This window comes from uncultured Massilia sp. (assembly GCF_913773735.1).
In the GTDB taxonomy this organism is placed as follows: Bacteria; Pseudomonadota; Gammaproteobacteria; order Burkholderiales; family Burkholderiaceae_D; genus Telluria.
The window spans coordinates 16118-31764 of record NZ_CAJYEB010000040.1 but is presented as its reverse complement, the minus strand read 5'-3'; the positions used below and the strand labels follow the sequence as shown (position 1 = coordinate 31764).

Sequence of the window (15647 nt, the reverse complement as noted above, 5' to 3'; positions counted from 1 at the left end):
ATCATCAAACCGGGGTCAGAGCCGGGGTCAGAGCCCGGTTTTTGGAAATGGCTACAAAGATATTTCCAAAAATTTTACTCTGACCCCGGCTCTGACCCCGGTTTGCGCTGGGTCAGCCGTCGATGGCGGTGCGGGCCAGTGCGGTGTCGTCGGAGAACAGGCCGTCGATGCCGGTGGCGAGGTAGCGGCGGATTTCGGCGATCGAGCCGGCGTCGTGGCGGGCCGCCGGGCCGGCGTCGCTGCGGAAGTCGGCGGCCAGGAAGGCGTTTTCGGGGCGGAAGGTCCAGACGACGACTTGCAGGCCGGCCCGGTGCGCGTCCGCCACCAGCGTCGTCGGCGCCAGCAGGCGTTCGTCCTTGCCCAGCGGGATCACGGCGCGCGTGTTCGGCGCCACCACGTCGGCGTAGGCGGCGATGTCGCGCAGGCCGCGCGCCGTGACCATGTCGCCGTAGGTCAGTTTGCCGCCGGCGGCCGCGACGTCGGCCGGCCGCAGCCTGTCGTAGTCGCCGCCGGCCACCACGAGCTGGGCCAGGCGCACGTTGGTGGCGTCGCGCTTGCCGAGCGTCTTGCGCAGGGCCTGCAGGTTGGCGGTCTCGAACGACTGCACCGTCACCGGCGCGCGCCGCGTGTAGTCGTGCGCCTTCAGCGTCGACACGAAGCGGTCCTCGAGCGGCAGGCCGGCGGCGGCGAACCAGGTCGCGTGCTTCAGTTCCGGGATGATGCCGATGACGCGCCCGCGCGCGGCGCTTTCCGCGGCGACGAAGTCGATGACTTCCTCGAAGGTCGGCACCTGGAACTGGCCGTCGTAGCGCGTGCCGCGCATCGCCGGCAGGCGCTCGACGGCGCGCAGCGTCTTCAGTTCGGCCAGCGTGAAGTCGGACACGAACCACCCCTCGTGCGCCTCGCCGTCGATGGTCTTGCGGGTCTTGCGCGACGCGAACTCGGCGCGGCGGGCGACGTCGGTGGTGTCGGTGATCGCCGTCTCGTGGCGCGCGACCAGCACGCCATCCCTGGTGCAGACCAGGTCCGGCTCGATGAAGTCGGCGCCGTCGGCGATCGCCTTCGCATACGCGGCCAGCGTGTGCTCGGGTCGCAGCGCGCTGGCGCCGCGGTGCGCGTACAGGGTCGGCTTCGATGCGGGATCGAGGCGCGTGGCCTGCGCCAGGGCCAGGGGCGGCAGCAGCGACAGGGCGGCGCCGGCCCCGGCGCCTTGCAGGAAGCGCCGGCGCCCGGGGGCCGGCAGGAGGATCGTGTGCGTCATCAGATATCCGCTTTCAACGTGATGAAACCCATGCGCGGCGCGATCGGGTAGGTCGCGTAGCTGCCGCTCGGCTGGCCGACCACCGGCTGCAGCGCGCCTTCGCGGTCGAGCAGGTTGGTCACGCCGACCGACCAGCGCAGGTTCTTCACCGCGCCGATGGCCGACGGTACCGGCAGTCTACCCGAGACGTTCAGGCCCATCAGGAAGTAGCCGGCGATGGACAGGTCGTTGGTATAGGTGGCGTAGCGCTTGCCGACGTAGTCGCCGGTCAGCTGCACCTCGACGTCGGCGCCCGGCTTGAGCGTGGCGACGAACTTGTTCATCCACTCTGGCGAGTTCGGCACCGACTTGCCGGCAGTGGGGACGAGGGTGGTGCCGGACATATAGCTGTCCTGGTACTTCGAGCGGTTGTACGAGATCGCATCGTAGAACGAGAACGTGCGGCCGAAATGGAAGGTGCCGGCCAGGTCGACGCCGTCGGTCTTGACGTCGCCCACGTTCGACAGGATCGTGGTGCCGCCGGCGAACGAGGTGATGATCGGGTTCGAGCTCACCGCCAGCTGGCGGTCGTGGAAGTCGACGTGGTAGACCGATACCTGGCCGTCGAAGGCCGTCAGCGCGCCGAGGTCCAGCTTGCGCGAGTCGCGCAGGCCCAGTTCGTAGGTCAGCGAGGTCTCCGGCTTCGCGGTGGCCTTGAAATAGTCGAACGCCGCCTGCGACGACAGGCTCCACGGCGAATTGCCGCCGCCGCCGTAGGTCACGAACTGGCGCAGGTTCTTCTGCACGTTGGCGAACAGCTGGTCCGACGGGGTGACGTCCCAGCGCGCGCCCAGCTGCGGCAGGAACCATTTTTTCGTGTCGATCCGGCCTTCCGGCAGGCCCGTCGAGCCGTTGCCGATCGACGCGGGCAGCTGGTTCACCGGGAAGCGGCCATCGGCGAACTGCAGGCTGGACTTGAAGCCGCCCTGCACGACGAGGTCCGGACGCAGCTTCCACTCGTCCTGCAGGTACAGCTGCACGACCTTGTTGTCGATGTCGCTGCCGTACTGGGTGATGATCGGATTCGACGGGCGCTGGTACGGCGTGCTGGGGTGGTTCACGTCCAGCGCGTACCAGCGGCGGTAGGCGCCAGAGTTGTTGTGCTCGAACCAGAGGCCGGCCTGGATGCGGTGCGCATCCAGTTCCCAGCGCAGGTTCGACAGCCAGCCCTGGCGGTTGATCCTGTACTCGGTGGTGCGGGTGGCGTAGCCGGAATTGCCGAACACGGTTTTCAAGTCCTGGTTCGGCAGGTAGACCTTGAACAGCGCCGGCAGGCCGGCCTGGTTGATCGGACCGGCGACCACGCCGACGCCGTCGTTGTGGTGGAAGTAGTACTGGTTCGACCAGGTGAGGTTATCGCTCAGGTAGGCGTCGTACTTCGCGTAGGCCAGCTTGTCGGTGCGCTGGGCGTCGCTGTAGTAGTTGCGGAAGTTTTCCTTGGCGGACGCCGGCGGCGAGCCGTCCGGACCCAGGTAGGCCAGCGCCGCGGCGAAGTCGGGGTACAGGAACGGGCGGGTGTATGGCGACGGCGTGCCGGCCTTGTGCAGCGTCGAATCCTCGTTCGGCTCGGTCTTGTCGGACCAGTCGACGAACACGGTCAGCTTGCCGGCGTCGCCCTGGTGCACGAACTTGGCATTGAACTGGTCGTTGCTCTGGCGGCCGTCGAAGTCCCAGGCCTTGGCTTCGTGGTGCAGGGCCGACACCCAGAAGCTGTTGCCGCCGCCGATGTCGCCCGAGTCGTAGCGCACGAAGGTGCGGGTGGCCTGGTGGCTGCCCAGCGTCTGCTGGACGTCGACGTTGCGGTTGGCGGACGGATCGCGCGAATAGGTCTCGATGGTGCCGCCCAGGTTGCTGGTCGACGCCGTGCCCAGGTCGCCGGCGCCGGTGGCCAGCACCACGCTGCGCACGTTCTCGCTGGTCAGCGCACGCTGCGGCGCCAGGCCGTTGTAGTTGCCGTACTGCTGGTCGCCGAGCGGCACGCCGTCCATCGTGTAGCCGAGCTGCGAGCCGCCGAAGCCGTGCACGAACAGCGACAGGTTCTGCTCGTTGTTGCCCCACGGGTCCGCAGTCTGGAAGCTCACGCCCGGCAGCGCCTGCAGCGCCTTGAGCGGATTCACGCCGGGCAGCACCTTCTGGATCTCGGTGCCGGACAGCGCCACCGAGGAGCGCGTCTTGCGGGTCGAGATCTCGACGGTGGCGATGGCGCCGGCGGGCGTGGTGTCCTGGATGGCGGGCGCCGGCGCGTCGGCCGTGGCGACGGCGGCGACGTCTTCCGCATGGGCCAGCGAGGCGCACAGCGTGGCCGCGGCGATGGCGATCAGCGAAGGACGCAGGAAGGAAGGACGGGATGCAACGGGCTTGGTGGGAGTCATCGTCGGGTTGCTCTGCGGCGGTTAAAAATGGACCGCAGCTTAGCCAGCCAGCATGACGGCCGCGTTACCGGACGATGAAACCTCGATGACCTGTCCAGCTTGTAATGTTGCTCTTCACGGCGTGGCGTGCGTGGCGGGAATGCGCAGCGCTGTCGAGCAGGCGGCGCAGGGCGCCGACGCGGACCCCGTCGACATCCAGGTCGGCGATCCGGCCGCGTCCGGCCGCGTCGACGACAGCGCCTGCACCAGGACCATCGACCCGCAGGCGGCAAGGCGTGACTGCCCGATGCGCTCCCTGTCCGACAAGGCGCCGACGCCGCGGGTCGGCCCGACCTCCAGCCGCGTGGCGCCCAGGCGGGGCGCATCCGCAGACGTCGTCGTGCCGTCGACCTTGCGCCGGCGCGAGCACGGGCAGCGTGATGTTCAGGGCACCGCCGGCGCCGCCACGCAATCCAGGCAGCCCTCCAGCGCCGGCAGCGGCAAGCCCAGCCTGTCCTTCAGCGCGCGCAGCGCCGTGCGCAATCCTTCTTCCACCACCGGGTGGTAGAACGGGCTGTCGAGCATCTGCTGCACCGTCAGGCCGTGCTGCACCGACCAGGACAGCAGGTGGCCGATGTGCTCCGCGTCCGGGCCGATCATCTCGGCGCCGAGGAAGCGGCCGGTGCCCCGTTCGCCGTACACCTGGAGCTGGCCCAGGTTGCGGCCCATGACGCGGCTGCGGCCCTGGTCGTCGAAGCTGGCCGCGCCGGACACGAAGTCGGCGCCGCGCCGTTCCAGTTCTCCGTGGCTTGCGCCGGCGATGACCATCTGCGGATCGCTGAACACCACCGTCAGCGGCGTGCGGCGCGGGCGCACGATCGTGTCCGGGTAGCGGCCCGCGTTGTCGCCGGCGATGCGGCCCTCGTCGGATGCCTCGTGCAGCAGCGCGACGTCGTCGGCCGCGTCGCCCGCGATGAAGATGTGCGACTTGCCGATGCGGCGCGTGTGGCGGTCCGCGTGCGGGATGCCGAAGGCGTCCAGCTCGATGCCGGCGCGCTGCAGGTCCAGCCCGCGCAGGTTCGGCCGGCGGCCGGTGGCGGCCAGCAGGAAGTCGAAGTCTTCCTCGTGGCGGGCGCCGTCCTCCTGCCAGCGCACGCGCACCCGCTCGCCGGCGCGCACCGGCTCGATGCGCTCCGCTTCCAGCGACGCCGGCAGCGCGGCCCGGACGATGGTCCGCGCCTTGTCGGCCACCGCCGGATCGGTCAGCGGACCGACGCGGTTGCCGCGTCCGAACAGGCGCACGCGCACGCCCAGGCGCGCCAGCGCCATCGACAGCTCCAGGCCGATCACGCCGGTCCCGACGACGGCCACCGATGCCGGCAGGTCGTCCCAGTCGAACACGTCGTCGTTGACGACCAGGCGCTCGCCCAGCGTCTCGCGCCAGCCGGACGGGATCGCCGGGCTGGAGCCGGTGGCGATGACGATGCGGCCGGCCGTGACGACGGTATGGCCGCCGACGTCCAGTTCGTGCGGCGACAAAAAGCGCGCATGGCCGACCAGGCGATGGTCGTCGGGCCAGGCCTGCACGGCCTCGACGACGAAGCCGACGAAGCGGTCGCGCTCGGCGCGCACGCGCTGCATCACGGCCTTTCCGTCGATGCCGGCGCGGCCGGCGTCGATGCCGAAGCGATGCGCACCGTCGACCGCATGGGCGGCTTCGGCGGCGGCGATCAGCAATTTGCTCGGCATGCAGCCCACGCGCGCGCAGGTGGTGCCGTAGGCGCCGGATTCGATCACGACGACCTTGTCGGTATGGGCGCGCGCGGCGCGGTAGGCGCTCATGCCGGCGCTGCCTGCGCCGATGATGGCGACGTCGACTGTCAGGTGGTTCATGGGATGCCTTTCGAGGGGAGTGCGATGGGGCCAGTGTGTCGCGTCGCGGCCACAAGCGCCATGCCCGGCCGCTGCACCGATTTGCCCATCCGTCTCATCCTGGCGCACCGCCGTCGTGCGCGGGTGTACCGGATTCGGCACATCCATGCAGGGTGCATGCACCACGCGACAATTCGAGACATCCCGGTGGTACTCGGCGACAAATTTGTGAAATTCATTGCAGGCGCACGTTTGACATTGCATATGCACGCTCTCAGCATGGACTGGCCGGATGCGTCGTCTCGCAGGACGCGAGCGTGGCGCCGGCATCCATTGACCCACACTACGAGGAACGCATGAAAACGAAAGCACTCGCTGGGGTAGTATTCGCCGCCGTCTCCACCTTGGCCACCGCGACCGCCGCATCGGCGGCGCCCGGGACCACGACCGACTTCTCGAAAGGCGACGAGGGCTGGTACGCCGGCCCGGCCTACGACGGCAACGAAGGCAACTGGATCGACACGTCGCTGGGCAACGGCGCGCCCGCGCTGCACACGCGCTACGTGGAAACCTTCGGCCTGAACTGGCTCAACAGCAGCAACGGCGCCTTTACCGGCGACTACGGCCGCTTCGGCGCGGTCACGCTCGGCATCGACGTGCTGGCGAATGCGATCCAGTACGACGGCCGCGAGGTCAGCCGCAACCTGATCGTCGAACTGCGCGACTACGACAACGCCTACGGCGGCATGCCGTACACCAGCGTCTGGTACAACCTGGGCGAGATCAGCGCCGCGAACGGCGGCTGGAAGCACTATGGCGTGACCATCGGCGACACGGCCTCGTCGATGCTGCCGAGCGGCTGGGGCGGCTACGGCGGCACCGAGCTCGAGCCGGGCCTGCCGCCGGGCCGCACCTTCGCCGACGTGCTGGCGGGCGTCGACGAGATCGCCTTCACGACCTTCACGCCGGGCTACGTCTATGGCTGGACGGCGTACGACGTGGCCGTCGACAACATCTCGATTAGCCCGGTGCCGGAACCGGCCAACGTCGCCATGCTGGCGGGCGGCCTGGGCCTGATCGGCCTGATGGGCCGCCGCCGCAGGTCCGCGAACAAGCGGGCTTGAGGATCGTCCCGCCGACCCGGGCGGGTGCGACATTTCGCACAGCGATGTGATCGTGCGCGCACATCGCTGGCGCTTGATTGTGCTGGCCGCTCAACTATTCTGGTCTCCGTCAATTGTCAGCAGTTGACTTCGTCTTCACAAGAGGCGAACACAACAACCATACGGAGACAACATGAATATCCAGCATCGCGCGGCCGCCCGCCTGGCGGCCGCCGTCCTCGGCCTGTCCGTCCTATCCCTGGCCACCGGCGCTTCCGCCGCCGTCACCCTGCCGAAGTACAACGTCAGCGTCAACGACGTGTCGGTCTCCGGCTTCTCGTCCGGCGCCCACATGGCGGCCCAGATGCACTTCGCCTACTCGAAGACGATCAGGAAGGGCGCCGGCATCGTCGCCGGCGGCCCGGTCTACTGCTCGCAGGGCAATGCCGCCATCTCGGTCGGGCCGTGCATGCTCGACACCGCCTCGCGCAACCTGCCGTACCTGATCTCGGTCGTGAACACGTGGTCCGGCAACGGCTACATCGACCCGACAAGCAATATGGCCGGCTCGAAGGTCTACCTGCTGTCGGGCACGCTCGACGCGACGGTGCGCCAGCCCGTCATGAACGACCTGCGCACCATGTACGCCAACTACCTGCCGGCGGCGAACATCCAGTACAAGAACAACCTGGCGGCCGAACATGCGATGCCGACCGATTTCTACGGCAACGGCTGCGCCGTCAACGGCAACCCCTACGTCAACAACTGCAACTTCGACACGGCCGGCGAGATCCTGAAATGGCTGTACGGCAGCCTGAACGCGAAGAACCCGGGTACGCTGACCGGCAGCTTCATCAACTTCGACCAGGCCGCGTTCTGGGGCAACTTCAACCCGACCGCGCACGGCATGGCCAGCAGCGGCTACGCCTACGTGCCGGCGGCCTGCGCCAGCGGCCAGTCGTGCCGCCTGCACGTCGCCTTCCACGGCTGCCTGCAGAACGCGTCCACGGTGGGCAGCGCGTTCTACCAGAACGCCGGCTACAACCGCTGGGCCGACACCAACCGCATCATCGTCCTGTACCCGCAGGCGAACGCCACCGCCGCCAACCCCGGCGGTTGCTGGGACTGGTGGGGCTACGACGACGTCAACTTCCCGGCCAAGAGCGGCGGCCAGATGGTGGCGATCAAGACCATGATCGACAAGATCGTCGGCGGCAATGCCGCGGCGCCGTTCTCGTGCAGCCACTGGTATGCCAGCAACGTCGCGCACGTGGCCGCCGGCCGCGCCTACGTGGGGGCGGGCAGCCAGGTGTATGCGACCAATTCGAACCAGTATCTCGGGTATTACCTGGTGACGGCCTATACCGATGTGAGGCAGACGGCGGCGGGGTATTACGCGTATGGGAGTTGTTCTTGAACTCCAGTTTAGTGAAGATGGCGCATAAAAAAGCCGTAAAGACAGAAGTTACAAGATGTAACGCGCGGCCCGCATGACCCCGGCTCGGCTATGATGCAGGCCCGCTCGACAATATGACAAGATGGTCATGCATATTGGCGTGCGGGCTTTGTTGAACAGCCCGGCAGGACCCCATGAAGACGACAGGAGCACCCCGACCGACGGCAACGGTCCCCCCACAATTTGGCCTGATTAACCTCCTGAAGGCCGGCGCCGCGCAGCTCATCGTGCTGCACCACCTGGCGTTCTATGGCCCCATGGCCGACGTCGCGCGTCCGCTGATGCCGGGCACGGTCGACTGGCTCGATGCCTACGGCCGCGTCGCCGTGCAGGTCTTCCTCGTCATCGGCGGCTTCCTGGCCGCCAAGTCCCTGTCTCCGCACGGCCTGCCCGGCATTGCGCAGCCCTTCGCCACGATCTGGCGCCGCTACCTGAAGCTGGCGCCGGCCTTCATCGTCGCCATGCTGCTGGCGATCGGCGCCTCGGCGCTGGCGCGCACGTGGATGGACCACGATTCGATTTCCGCACCGGCCGGCGTGGCGCAACTGATGGCGCACGTGCTGCTGCTGCACGACGTGCTGGGTTACGAAGCGCTGTCGGCCGGTGCCTGGTACGTGGCGATCGATTTCCAGCTGTACGCATCGCTGACGCTGCTGCTGTGGGTGTCGGGATGGCTGGCCGGCGGCAGGCGCGTGCCGTGGTTGATGCCCGTCCTGGTGCTGGCGGCGACCGGCGTCTCGCTGTTCCATTTCAACCGCGACGCCGATTGGGACGTGTGGGCGCCGTACTTCTTCGGCAGCTACGGACTGGGCGTGCTGGCCTGGTGGGCGAGCGACCCGCGCCGCGGGACCGCGTCCACGAGTGCGCTGTGGCTGCTGATGGTGGTGCCGACGCTGCTGGCGCTGGAACTGGACTTCCGTATCCGCATCGCGGTGGCGGCGGTCGTCATGTGCGTGCTGTTCCTGTTCGGCCGTACCCGGCTGAGCGCCTGCGCCAGCCGCGGCTGGTCGCTCGTCAACTACCTCGGCAAGATTTCGTATTCGATCTTCCTGGTGCACTTCCCGGTGTGCCTGGTCGTCAACGCGGCGTTCACGCGGTTTGCGCCGGAAGAAGCGCACTGGCAGCTGGCGGGTGTCGTCGCCGCCTGGATGACCAGCGTGGCGGCGGGGGCGGCGTTCTGTCGCTGGGTGGAGGCGCCGCTGGGACGTATCCTGGCGGCGCTCGTGAAGCCGGCGGTGCTGCCGGCCTATTCCACCAAGGCGGCGCGCGTTCTTCGATAGGCTCATTGCTCTCGGGATATACTGGCTTTTTTGCCAGTCTCCCAGCCGATGCCGCGCACCTTGCACGATGGCCTGTACGACCAGCTTCTCACGAACGAGCTGGTCGATGAACTCGGGCAGTACTATCAACGCGATCAATACACGCTCGATGCACTCGACGAAGGAGACGCGGCGCGGCGCCTGGCGGAGGCGCTCGCCGACCAGCTGGCCCAGGTGCTGGCGGACATCAGGCCGGGCGAGCGCGATGAAGCCGACGCCAGCGGCAAGACCGCGCGGCTGCAGGCGCAGCTGGAACTGGTCAATGCAACGCTCGTCGACCTGCGCCATCGGCTGGCGGCGCAATATCCTGAGCAGGATGCCGCCTCCACTATTCGCCTGCTGGCTGCGCCCGCGCGCAGTCTGAGGGCGGTCCACCGTACCCGCCAGGCGCCCGTCGTTCCCGATACCGGCGTCACCTCGCCCTGGCTGTTCACCGCCGCCAGGGCATCCCCGGCCCTGTTGAACGAGCTGCGCCACGAACTGGCCAGCAGCGACCGGGTCGACATCCTGATGAGCTTCATCACCGTCTCGGGCATCCGCAAGATCCGCGACGTCCTGCAGGGCATGACGGCGCTGGATGGTGCTGGAAAAGCACGCACCCGGCTGCGCATCCTGACCACCACCTATATCGGCGCCACCGAAGCGCAAGCCGTCGACGAACTGGCGCGCCTGCCGAATTGCGAAGTGCGGATCTCGTTGGACGGCCGGCGCACGCGCCTGCACGCCAAGGCCTGGATCTTCGAGCGGAATAGCGGTTTCGGGACCGCCTACGTCGGCAGCGCCAACCTGACCCAGGCCGCCCTGGCCGGTGGCCTGGAGTGGACGGTAAAGTTTGCCGAACGCGGGCAAGGCGCCATGTTCCAGCAGGCGCAAGCCCACTTCGAGACGCTGTGGCACGACACGGAATTCGTGGCCTACGATCCGGCCCAGCCGGCGCATCGCGCGGCGCTGGACAGGGCGATCGCCGTTGAAAAAGGCGGTGGCGCACATGCCGCGCAACCTGCCAATGTGCTCAGCTTCTTCGACCTCAGCCCGAAGAATTACCAGCGCGCAATGCTCGAGCAATTGCAGGCCGAGCGCGAGCACGGGCGCATGCGCAACTTGGTCGTCGCCGCCACCGGGACGGGCAAGACCGTCGTGGCGGCCTTCGATTACCAACGATTGTGCGCGCAGTACGGCGGCCGGCCGCGCCTGCTGTTCATCGCGCACCGGATCGAGATCCTGCAGCAGGCCTTGCGCACGTACCGCGAAGTGCTGCGCGACCCGGGCTTCGGCCAGCTGCTGAGCGGTCAGCATCGCATGGACAACCCGGACCACCTGTTCGCCACCATCGACAGCGTCCGCAGCAACGACCTCTTGGCGCGGTATGGTGCCGACTACTGGCATGGCGTCGTGTTCGACGAATGCCATCGCCTGGCGGCGGCCAGTTTCGATGCGGTCGCGCGCCGGATCGACAGCACCATCCTGCTGGGCCTGACCGCGACGCCGGAGCGCAGCGATGGCCGGTCGATCCTGCCGTACTTCGACAACCGGCCGGACGGCAGCCCGGCGGTGGAGCTGCGCCTGTGGCATGCGCTCGACCTGCAATTGCTGGCGCCGTTCGAATATTTCGCCTGCGACGACCGTACCGACTTCCGCCACGTTCCGTGGCACCAGCCGGGCGAGGCGGCCTCGCTCGACAAGCTCCTGACGGGCGACATGATGCGCGCCCGGATGATCGGCGACGAGTGGCGCCGCCTGAGCGCGGATCCGAGGAAAAGCCGGGCGATCGCGTTCTGCGTGAGCGTGGCGCATGCGCGCTTCATGACGGCGCAATTCAATGCGGCGGGATTGCCGGCCCTGTGCCTCACGGGCGAATCGTCGCCGGCGGAGCGCGAGGCCGCGCCGCGGGCGCTGGCGAGCGGCGACGTGTGCGTGCTGGTGACGGTCGACCTGTTCAACGAAGGCGTCGACATTCCCGTGGTCGATACGCTGCTGCTGCTGCGCCCCACGCAAAGCCCGGTCCTGTTCCAGCAGCAGATCGGCCGCGGACTGCGTCTGTCGAGCGGCAAGGAAAGCTGCCTGATCCTCGACTTCATCGGCCAGCATTCGGCGGATTTCCGCTTCGACCACCTGCTGGGCGCGATCACCGGCATGAACCGGCGCCAGTTGACCGATGCCGTCGAACACGGCTTCAGCCAGCTGCCGGCCGGCTGCCATATCCAGTTGCAGAAGCAGGGGCGCGACCAGATCCTGGACAGCCTGCGCAAGCTTACCAACCAGAGCTGGCGTCGCATGACGACCCAGTTGCTGGCGTATGCGAGCCTGCAAGGACGGCGCGATATCACGCTGGCGCGCTTCCTTCATGACCAGGCGCTGGACATCGACGACGTCTACCGCAGCACGGGGCGCAGCGGCTGGACGGCGCTGCGCCGTACTGCCGGATTGATCGTCGGCGAAGCGGGACCGGAAGACGACTATTTCGGCCGGCGTTTCACGGCGCTGCTGCACATCGACGATCCGGCACAGATTGCCCTCATGGCGAAGGCGGGAGCGGCACATGCGCCGGACCTGCTGCTGGACGATGTCGATACGATGCGCCTGCAGATGCTGGCTTACCAGGTGGATGGAGCCCTCAGCCGCAAGGGCAGCGGCCACGCCTTCCTGCAACGCTTGCACGCGCACCCGGCGGTCGCCGGCGAACTCGCGGAGCTGGCACAGGTCCTCGAAGGCAATGCGCTGCCGCATGCGATTCCACTGCCGGGCCTGGCGTGGACACCGCTGTGCCTGCATGCGCATTACCGGCTGAACGAAATCCTGACGGCGGTCGGGTTGCAGACAGCGCACAAGCGTCCCTTTTTCAATATGGGTGTGTACCGTATGCCTGAGCGCAAGACCGAGCTCATGTTCGTGACGCTGGACAAGCGCAGCGGTTTCCACGAGACGATCGCCTACCACGACTACGCATTGAGCCACGACCTGTTCCACTGGCAGTCGCAGAACAGCGCGGCGCCCACCACGGCCGCCGGCCGGCGCTATCTCGACAGCGTGGGTGACGCGGCCAATGGCTGGACCTTCCAGCTGTTCGTGCGCACGGACCAGGACAGCGCCTATCTGGCCTGCGGCCCGGTGACCTTCCAGCACAGCCATGGCGAACGGCCGATGAACATCACCTGGAAGCTGGCGCAGCCATTGCCGGCTGCGGCGTTCAGCAGCTTCAGTGTGCTGCGCTCGTAGTCATCCATTCAACCAAGGAAAGGCTGGAATGAAAAACCTGATGTGGATTGTCTTGCTGGGTACCGTCTTTTGCTGTTCGAAGGCGAACGCGCAAGCCGCCGACAAGGCGGAAGCCTGCTATCGCCGCTGTACCACGCTGGCCTTCGAGGAACCGGCGTCGATGAAGCCGGAATTTGTCCAGAAGCTCAGGAGCATCCAGGAACAGAGGCGGCGGGAAACCGATCCGCAGAAAGCGAAGGCGCTGGAGCAGGAAGAGGTCGTCGAAACGGAGCGGATGCAAGCCGCGCTTGCCAAGTCCTGCAGCAAGATGTGCAAGCATTTCGACTGAGTGCTAGATAAAAAAACGGCCCTCCAAGGAGGGCCGTTCTTGTGTACGCACGCGACTTAAACGTCGATATTACCCGCCTGCAACGCATTACTCTCAATGAAGTTCCTGCGCGGCTCGACTTCATCGCCCATCAGCGTAGTGAAGATCTGGTCCGCCGCGATGGCATCCTCGATCTGCACCTTCAGCAACCGTCGCACGGTCGGATCCATGGTGGTTTCCCACAGCTGTTCCGGATTCATCTCGCCCAGGCCCTTGTAACGCTGCTTGGACACGCCGCGCTCGGCTTCGTCGCGCAGCCATTCCATGGCCTGCTGGAAGTCGCGCACCAGCGATTCCTTCATCTTCTCGCCTTCGCCGCGGCGGATGATGGCGCCTTCGCCCATCAGGCCCTGGAAGGTCGCGGCCGAGTTGGCCAGGGTCGCGTAGTCGGCGCCGGCGGTGAAGTCGGCGTCGATCGACGTCACCTGCACGTTGCCGTGGCGGATGCGTTCGATGCGCAGGCTGTGCTTGTCCGACAGTTCGTCGGAGCGCACGCCCACCTTCACGCTCGGGTCGTGGATCGCGTCGGCCAGCGCCTGCGCCGACTGCTCGGCGGCGGCTTGCGTCGACAGGTCCAGCGTCACGCCGGTCATGATGGCCGACAGGGCCGCGCGGTCGATCACGCGCGACAGGCGCATCATGATCGCGTTGGCCTTGTTGTACTTGTCGACCAGGTCGCCCAGCGCGTCGCCGGTGACCGGGTCCTCGCCTTCCTTCGGCAGCAGGGCGGCGCCGTTCAGGGCCACCTTCATCATGTAGCTCGCTTCCTCGACGTCGTCCTTCAGGTAGCGCTCGTCGCGGCCGGCCTTGACCTTGTACAGCGGCGGCTGGGCGATGTAGATGTGGCCGCGCTCGACCAGCTGCGGCATCTGGCGATAGAACAGCGTCAGCAGCAGGGTGCGGATGTGGGCGCCGTCGACGTCCGCGTCGGTCATGATGATGATGCGGTGGTAGCGCAGCTTGTCGACGTTGAACTCGTCCGGGCCGATCGAGGTGCCGAGCGTCGCGATCAAGGTCGTGATCTGTTCCGACGACAGCATCTTCTCGAAGCGCGCCTTTTCCACGTTCAGCACCTTGCCGCGCAGCGGCAGGATGGCCTGGAACTTGCGGTCGCGGCCCTGCTTGGCGGAGCCGCCCGCCGAGTCGCCCTCGACGATGTACAGTTCGGCCAGCGCCGGGTCGCGTTCCTGGCAGTCGGCCAGCTTCGAGGACAGGCCCAGGCCGTCCATCACGCCCTTGCGGCGGGTCAGGTCGCGGGCCTTGCGGGCCGCTTCGCGCGCGCGCGCCGCTTCGACGATCTTGCCGCAGATGATCTTGGCGTCGTTCGGCTTTTCCATCAGGAAGTCGGTGAGCGTCTTCGCGACGATTTCCTCGACCGGGCCGCGCACCTCGGACGACACCAGTTTATCTTTGGTCTGCGACGAGAACTTCGGTTCCGGCACTTTCACCGACAGCACGCAGGTCAGGCCCTCGCGCATGTCGTCGCCCGAGATCTCGACCTTGGCCTTCTTGGCGAAGTCGTTCTCGTCGATGTACTTGTTGATCACGCGCGTCATCGCCGCGCGCAGGCCGGTCAGGTGGGTGCCGCCGTCGCGCTGCGGGATGTTGTTGGTGAAGCACAGCACCTGCTCGTTGTAGGCGTCGTTCCACTGCATCGACACGTCCACCGAGATGTTGGTGCCGTTTTCCGACACGCGCTCGCCGGTCGCCTGGAACACGGTCGGGTGCAGCACGGTCTTGGCCTTGTTGATGTACTCGACGAAGCCGCGCGTGCCGCCCTCGAAGGCGAACACTTCTTCCTTGCCGGTGCGCTGGTCGGACAGCTTGATGTTGACGCCGTTGTTCAGGAACGAGAGTTCACGGATGCGCTTGGACAGGATCTCGTAGTGGAACTCGACGGTCGTGAAGATTTCCTCGTCGGCCCAGAAGTGCACCTCGGTGCCGCGCTTGTCGGTGTCGCCCAGGATCTTCATCGGCGAGACTTCGACGCCGTCGACGACCTCGACGATGCGGTCCAGCGGCACGCCGCGCGAGAATTCCAGCTGGTGCACCTTGCCTTTTTGACGCACGGTCACGCGCAGCAGCTTCGACAGCGCGTTCACGCACGACACGCCGACGCCGTGCAGGCCGCCCGACACTTTATAGGCGTTCTGGTTGAACTTGCCGCCGGCGTGCAGTTCCGTGAGGGCGATCTCGGTCGCCGAGCGCTTCGGCTCGTGCTTGTCGTCCATCTTGACGCCGGTCGGGATGCCGCGGCCGTTGTCGGTGATCGAGATGGAATTATCGGAGTGGATCGTGACGTGGATCTCGGAGCAGTAGCCGGCCAGCGCCTCGTCGATCGAGTTGTCCAGCACCTCGAACACCAGGTGGTGCAGGCCGGTGCCGTCCGAGGTGTCGCCGATGTACATGCCCGGACGCTTGCGCACGGCCTCCAGGCCTTCCAGGATCTGAATCGACGATGCGCCGTAATCGTCCGCCTTGGCGGCGGAGGTTTCCACTACTGCTTGCGTGTTCTCGGACATGACTGCTTTCTCAAATAACGTGTGAATCAGACGGCGCAGGTTGTGGCTGCGGTCTTGTCGCCAGGTTGGGGGAGGGGTGCAGTGCTGGTGTTGGTCAGCTCAGCATGGGTTCCCGCTTTCGCGGGAACGACGGGGAGGGGC

At 67.0% G+C, this 15647-nt stretch carries 9 protein-coding genes; 5 read left to right on the top strand and 4 right to left on the bottom strand.

Features of this window, described 5'->3' with window-relative positions; translation table 11 throughout:
* Positions 1-112: 112 nt before the first annotated feature.
* The 3 genes from QZ749_RS20590 to QZ749_RS20580 all read right to left on the bottom strand — a co-directional run bounded on the left by QZ749_RS20590 (position 113) and on the right by QZ749_RS20580 (position 5544).
* Positions 113-1261 (bottom strand): glycerophosphodiester phosphodiesterase, encoded by a 1149-nt coding sequence (locus QZ749_RS20590; protein WP_296950673.1) that lies wholly within the window; start codon positions 1259-1261, stop codon positions 113-115.
* Positions 1261-3672: a TonB-dependent receptor gene (locus tag QZ749_RS20585; RefSeq protein WP_296950671.1), complete on the bottom strand. Its 2412-nt coding sequence runs from the start codon at positions 3670-3672 to the stop codon at positions 1261-1263. The genes QZ749_RS20590 and QZ749_RS20585 overlap by 1 nt, the downstream gene beginning before the upstream one ends.
* Before the next feature lie 423 nt (positions 3673-4095).
* The gene (locus tag QZ749_RS20580) at positions 4096-5544 is read right to left on the bottom strand and encodes a dihydrolipoyl dehydrogenase (protein ID WP_296950669.1); all 1449 of its coding nucleotides are present in this window, start codon (positions 5542-5544) and stop codon (positions 4096-4098) included.
* A 335-nt stretch (positions 5545-5879) separates the two neighbouring features.
* Here QZ749_RS20580 and QZ749_RS20575 point away from each other — a divergent pair, with 335 nt between their 5' ends.
* The 5 genes from QZ749_RS20575 to QZ749_RS20555 all read left to right on the top strand — a co-directional run bounded on the left by QZ749_RS20575 (position 5880) and on the right by QZ749_RS20555 (position 12945).
* Complete coding sequence (locus tag QZ749_RS20575) at positions 5880-6647, top strand: PEP-CTERM sorting domain-containing protein (protein WP_296950667.1); 768 nt, start codon at positions 5880-5882, stop codon at positions 6645-6647.
* A 172-nt stretch (positions 6648-6819) separates the two neighbouring features.
* Complete coding sequence (locus tag QZ749_RS20570) at positions 6820-8043, top strand: PHA-depolymerase-like protein (protein ID WP_296950665.1); 1224 nt, start codon at positions 6820-6822, stop codon at positions 8041-8043.
* 173 nt (positions 8044-8216) lie between these two features.
* Positions 8217-9362, top strand: coding sequence for an acyltransferase (locus QZ749_RS20565; protein ID WP_296950663.1), 1146 nt, complete (start codon positions 8217-8219; stop codon positions 9360-9362).
* Positions 9363-9410: 48 nt separating this feature from the next.
* The gene (locus QZ749_RS20560; protein WP_296950662.1) at positions 9411-12617 is read left to right on the top strand and encodes a DUF3427 domain-containing protein; all 3207 of its coding nucleotides are present in this window, start codon (positions 9411-9413) and stop codon (positions 12615-12617) included.
* Between the two features lie 28 nt (positions 12618-12645).
* Positions 12646-12945 carry a hypothetical protein gene (locus tag QZ749_RS20555; protein ID WP_296950659.1) on the top strand — a complete coding sequence of 100 codons (300 nt, stop codon included), beginning with the start codon at positions 12646-12648 and terminating at the stop codon, positions 12943-12945.
* A gap of 56 nt (positions 12946-13001) precedes the next feature.
* On the opposite strand, the gene gyrB is transcribed toward QZ749_RS20555, so the two are convergent.
* On the bottom strand, positions 13002-15506 hold the full coding sequence (gene gyrB / locus QZ749_RS20550; RefSeq protein ID WP_296950657.1) for a DNA topoisomerase (ATP-hydrolyzing) subunit B: 2505 nt from the start codon (positions 15504-15506) through the stop codon (positions 13002-13004).
* Positions 15507-15647 lie beyond the last annotated feature (141 nt).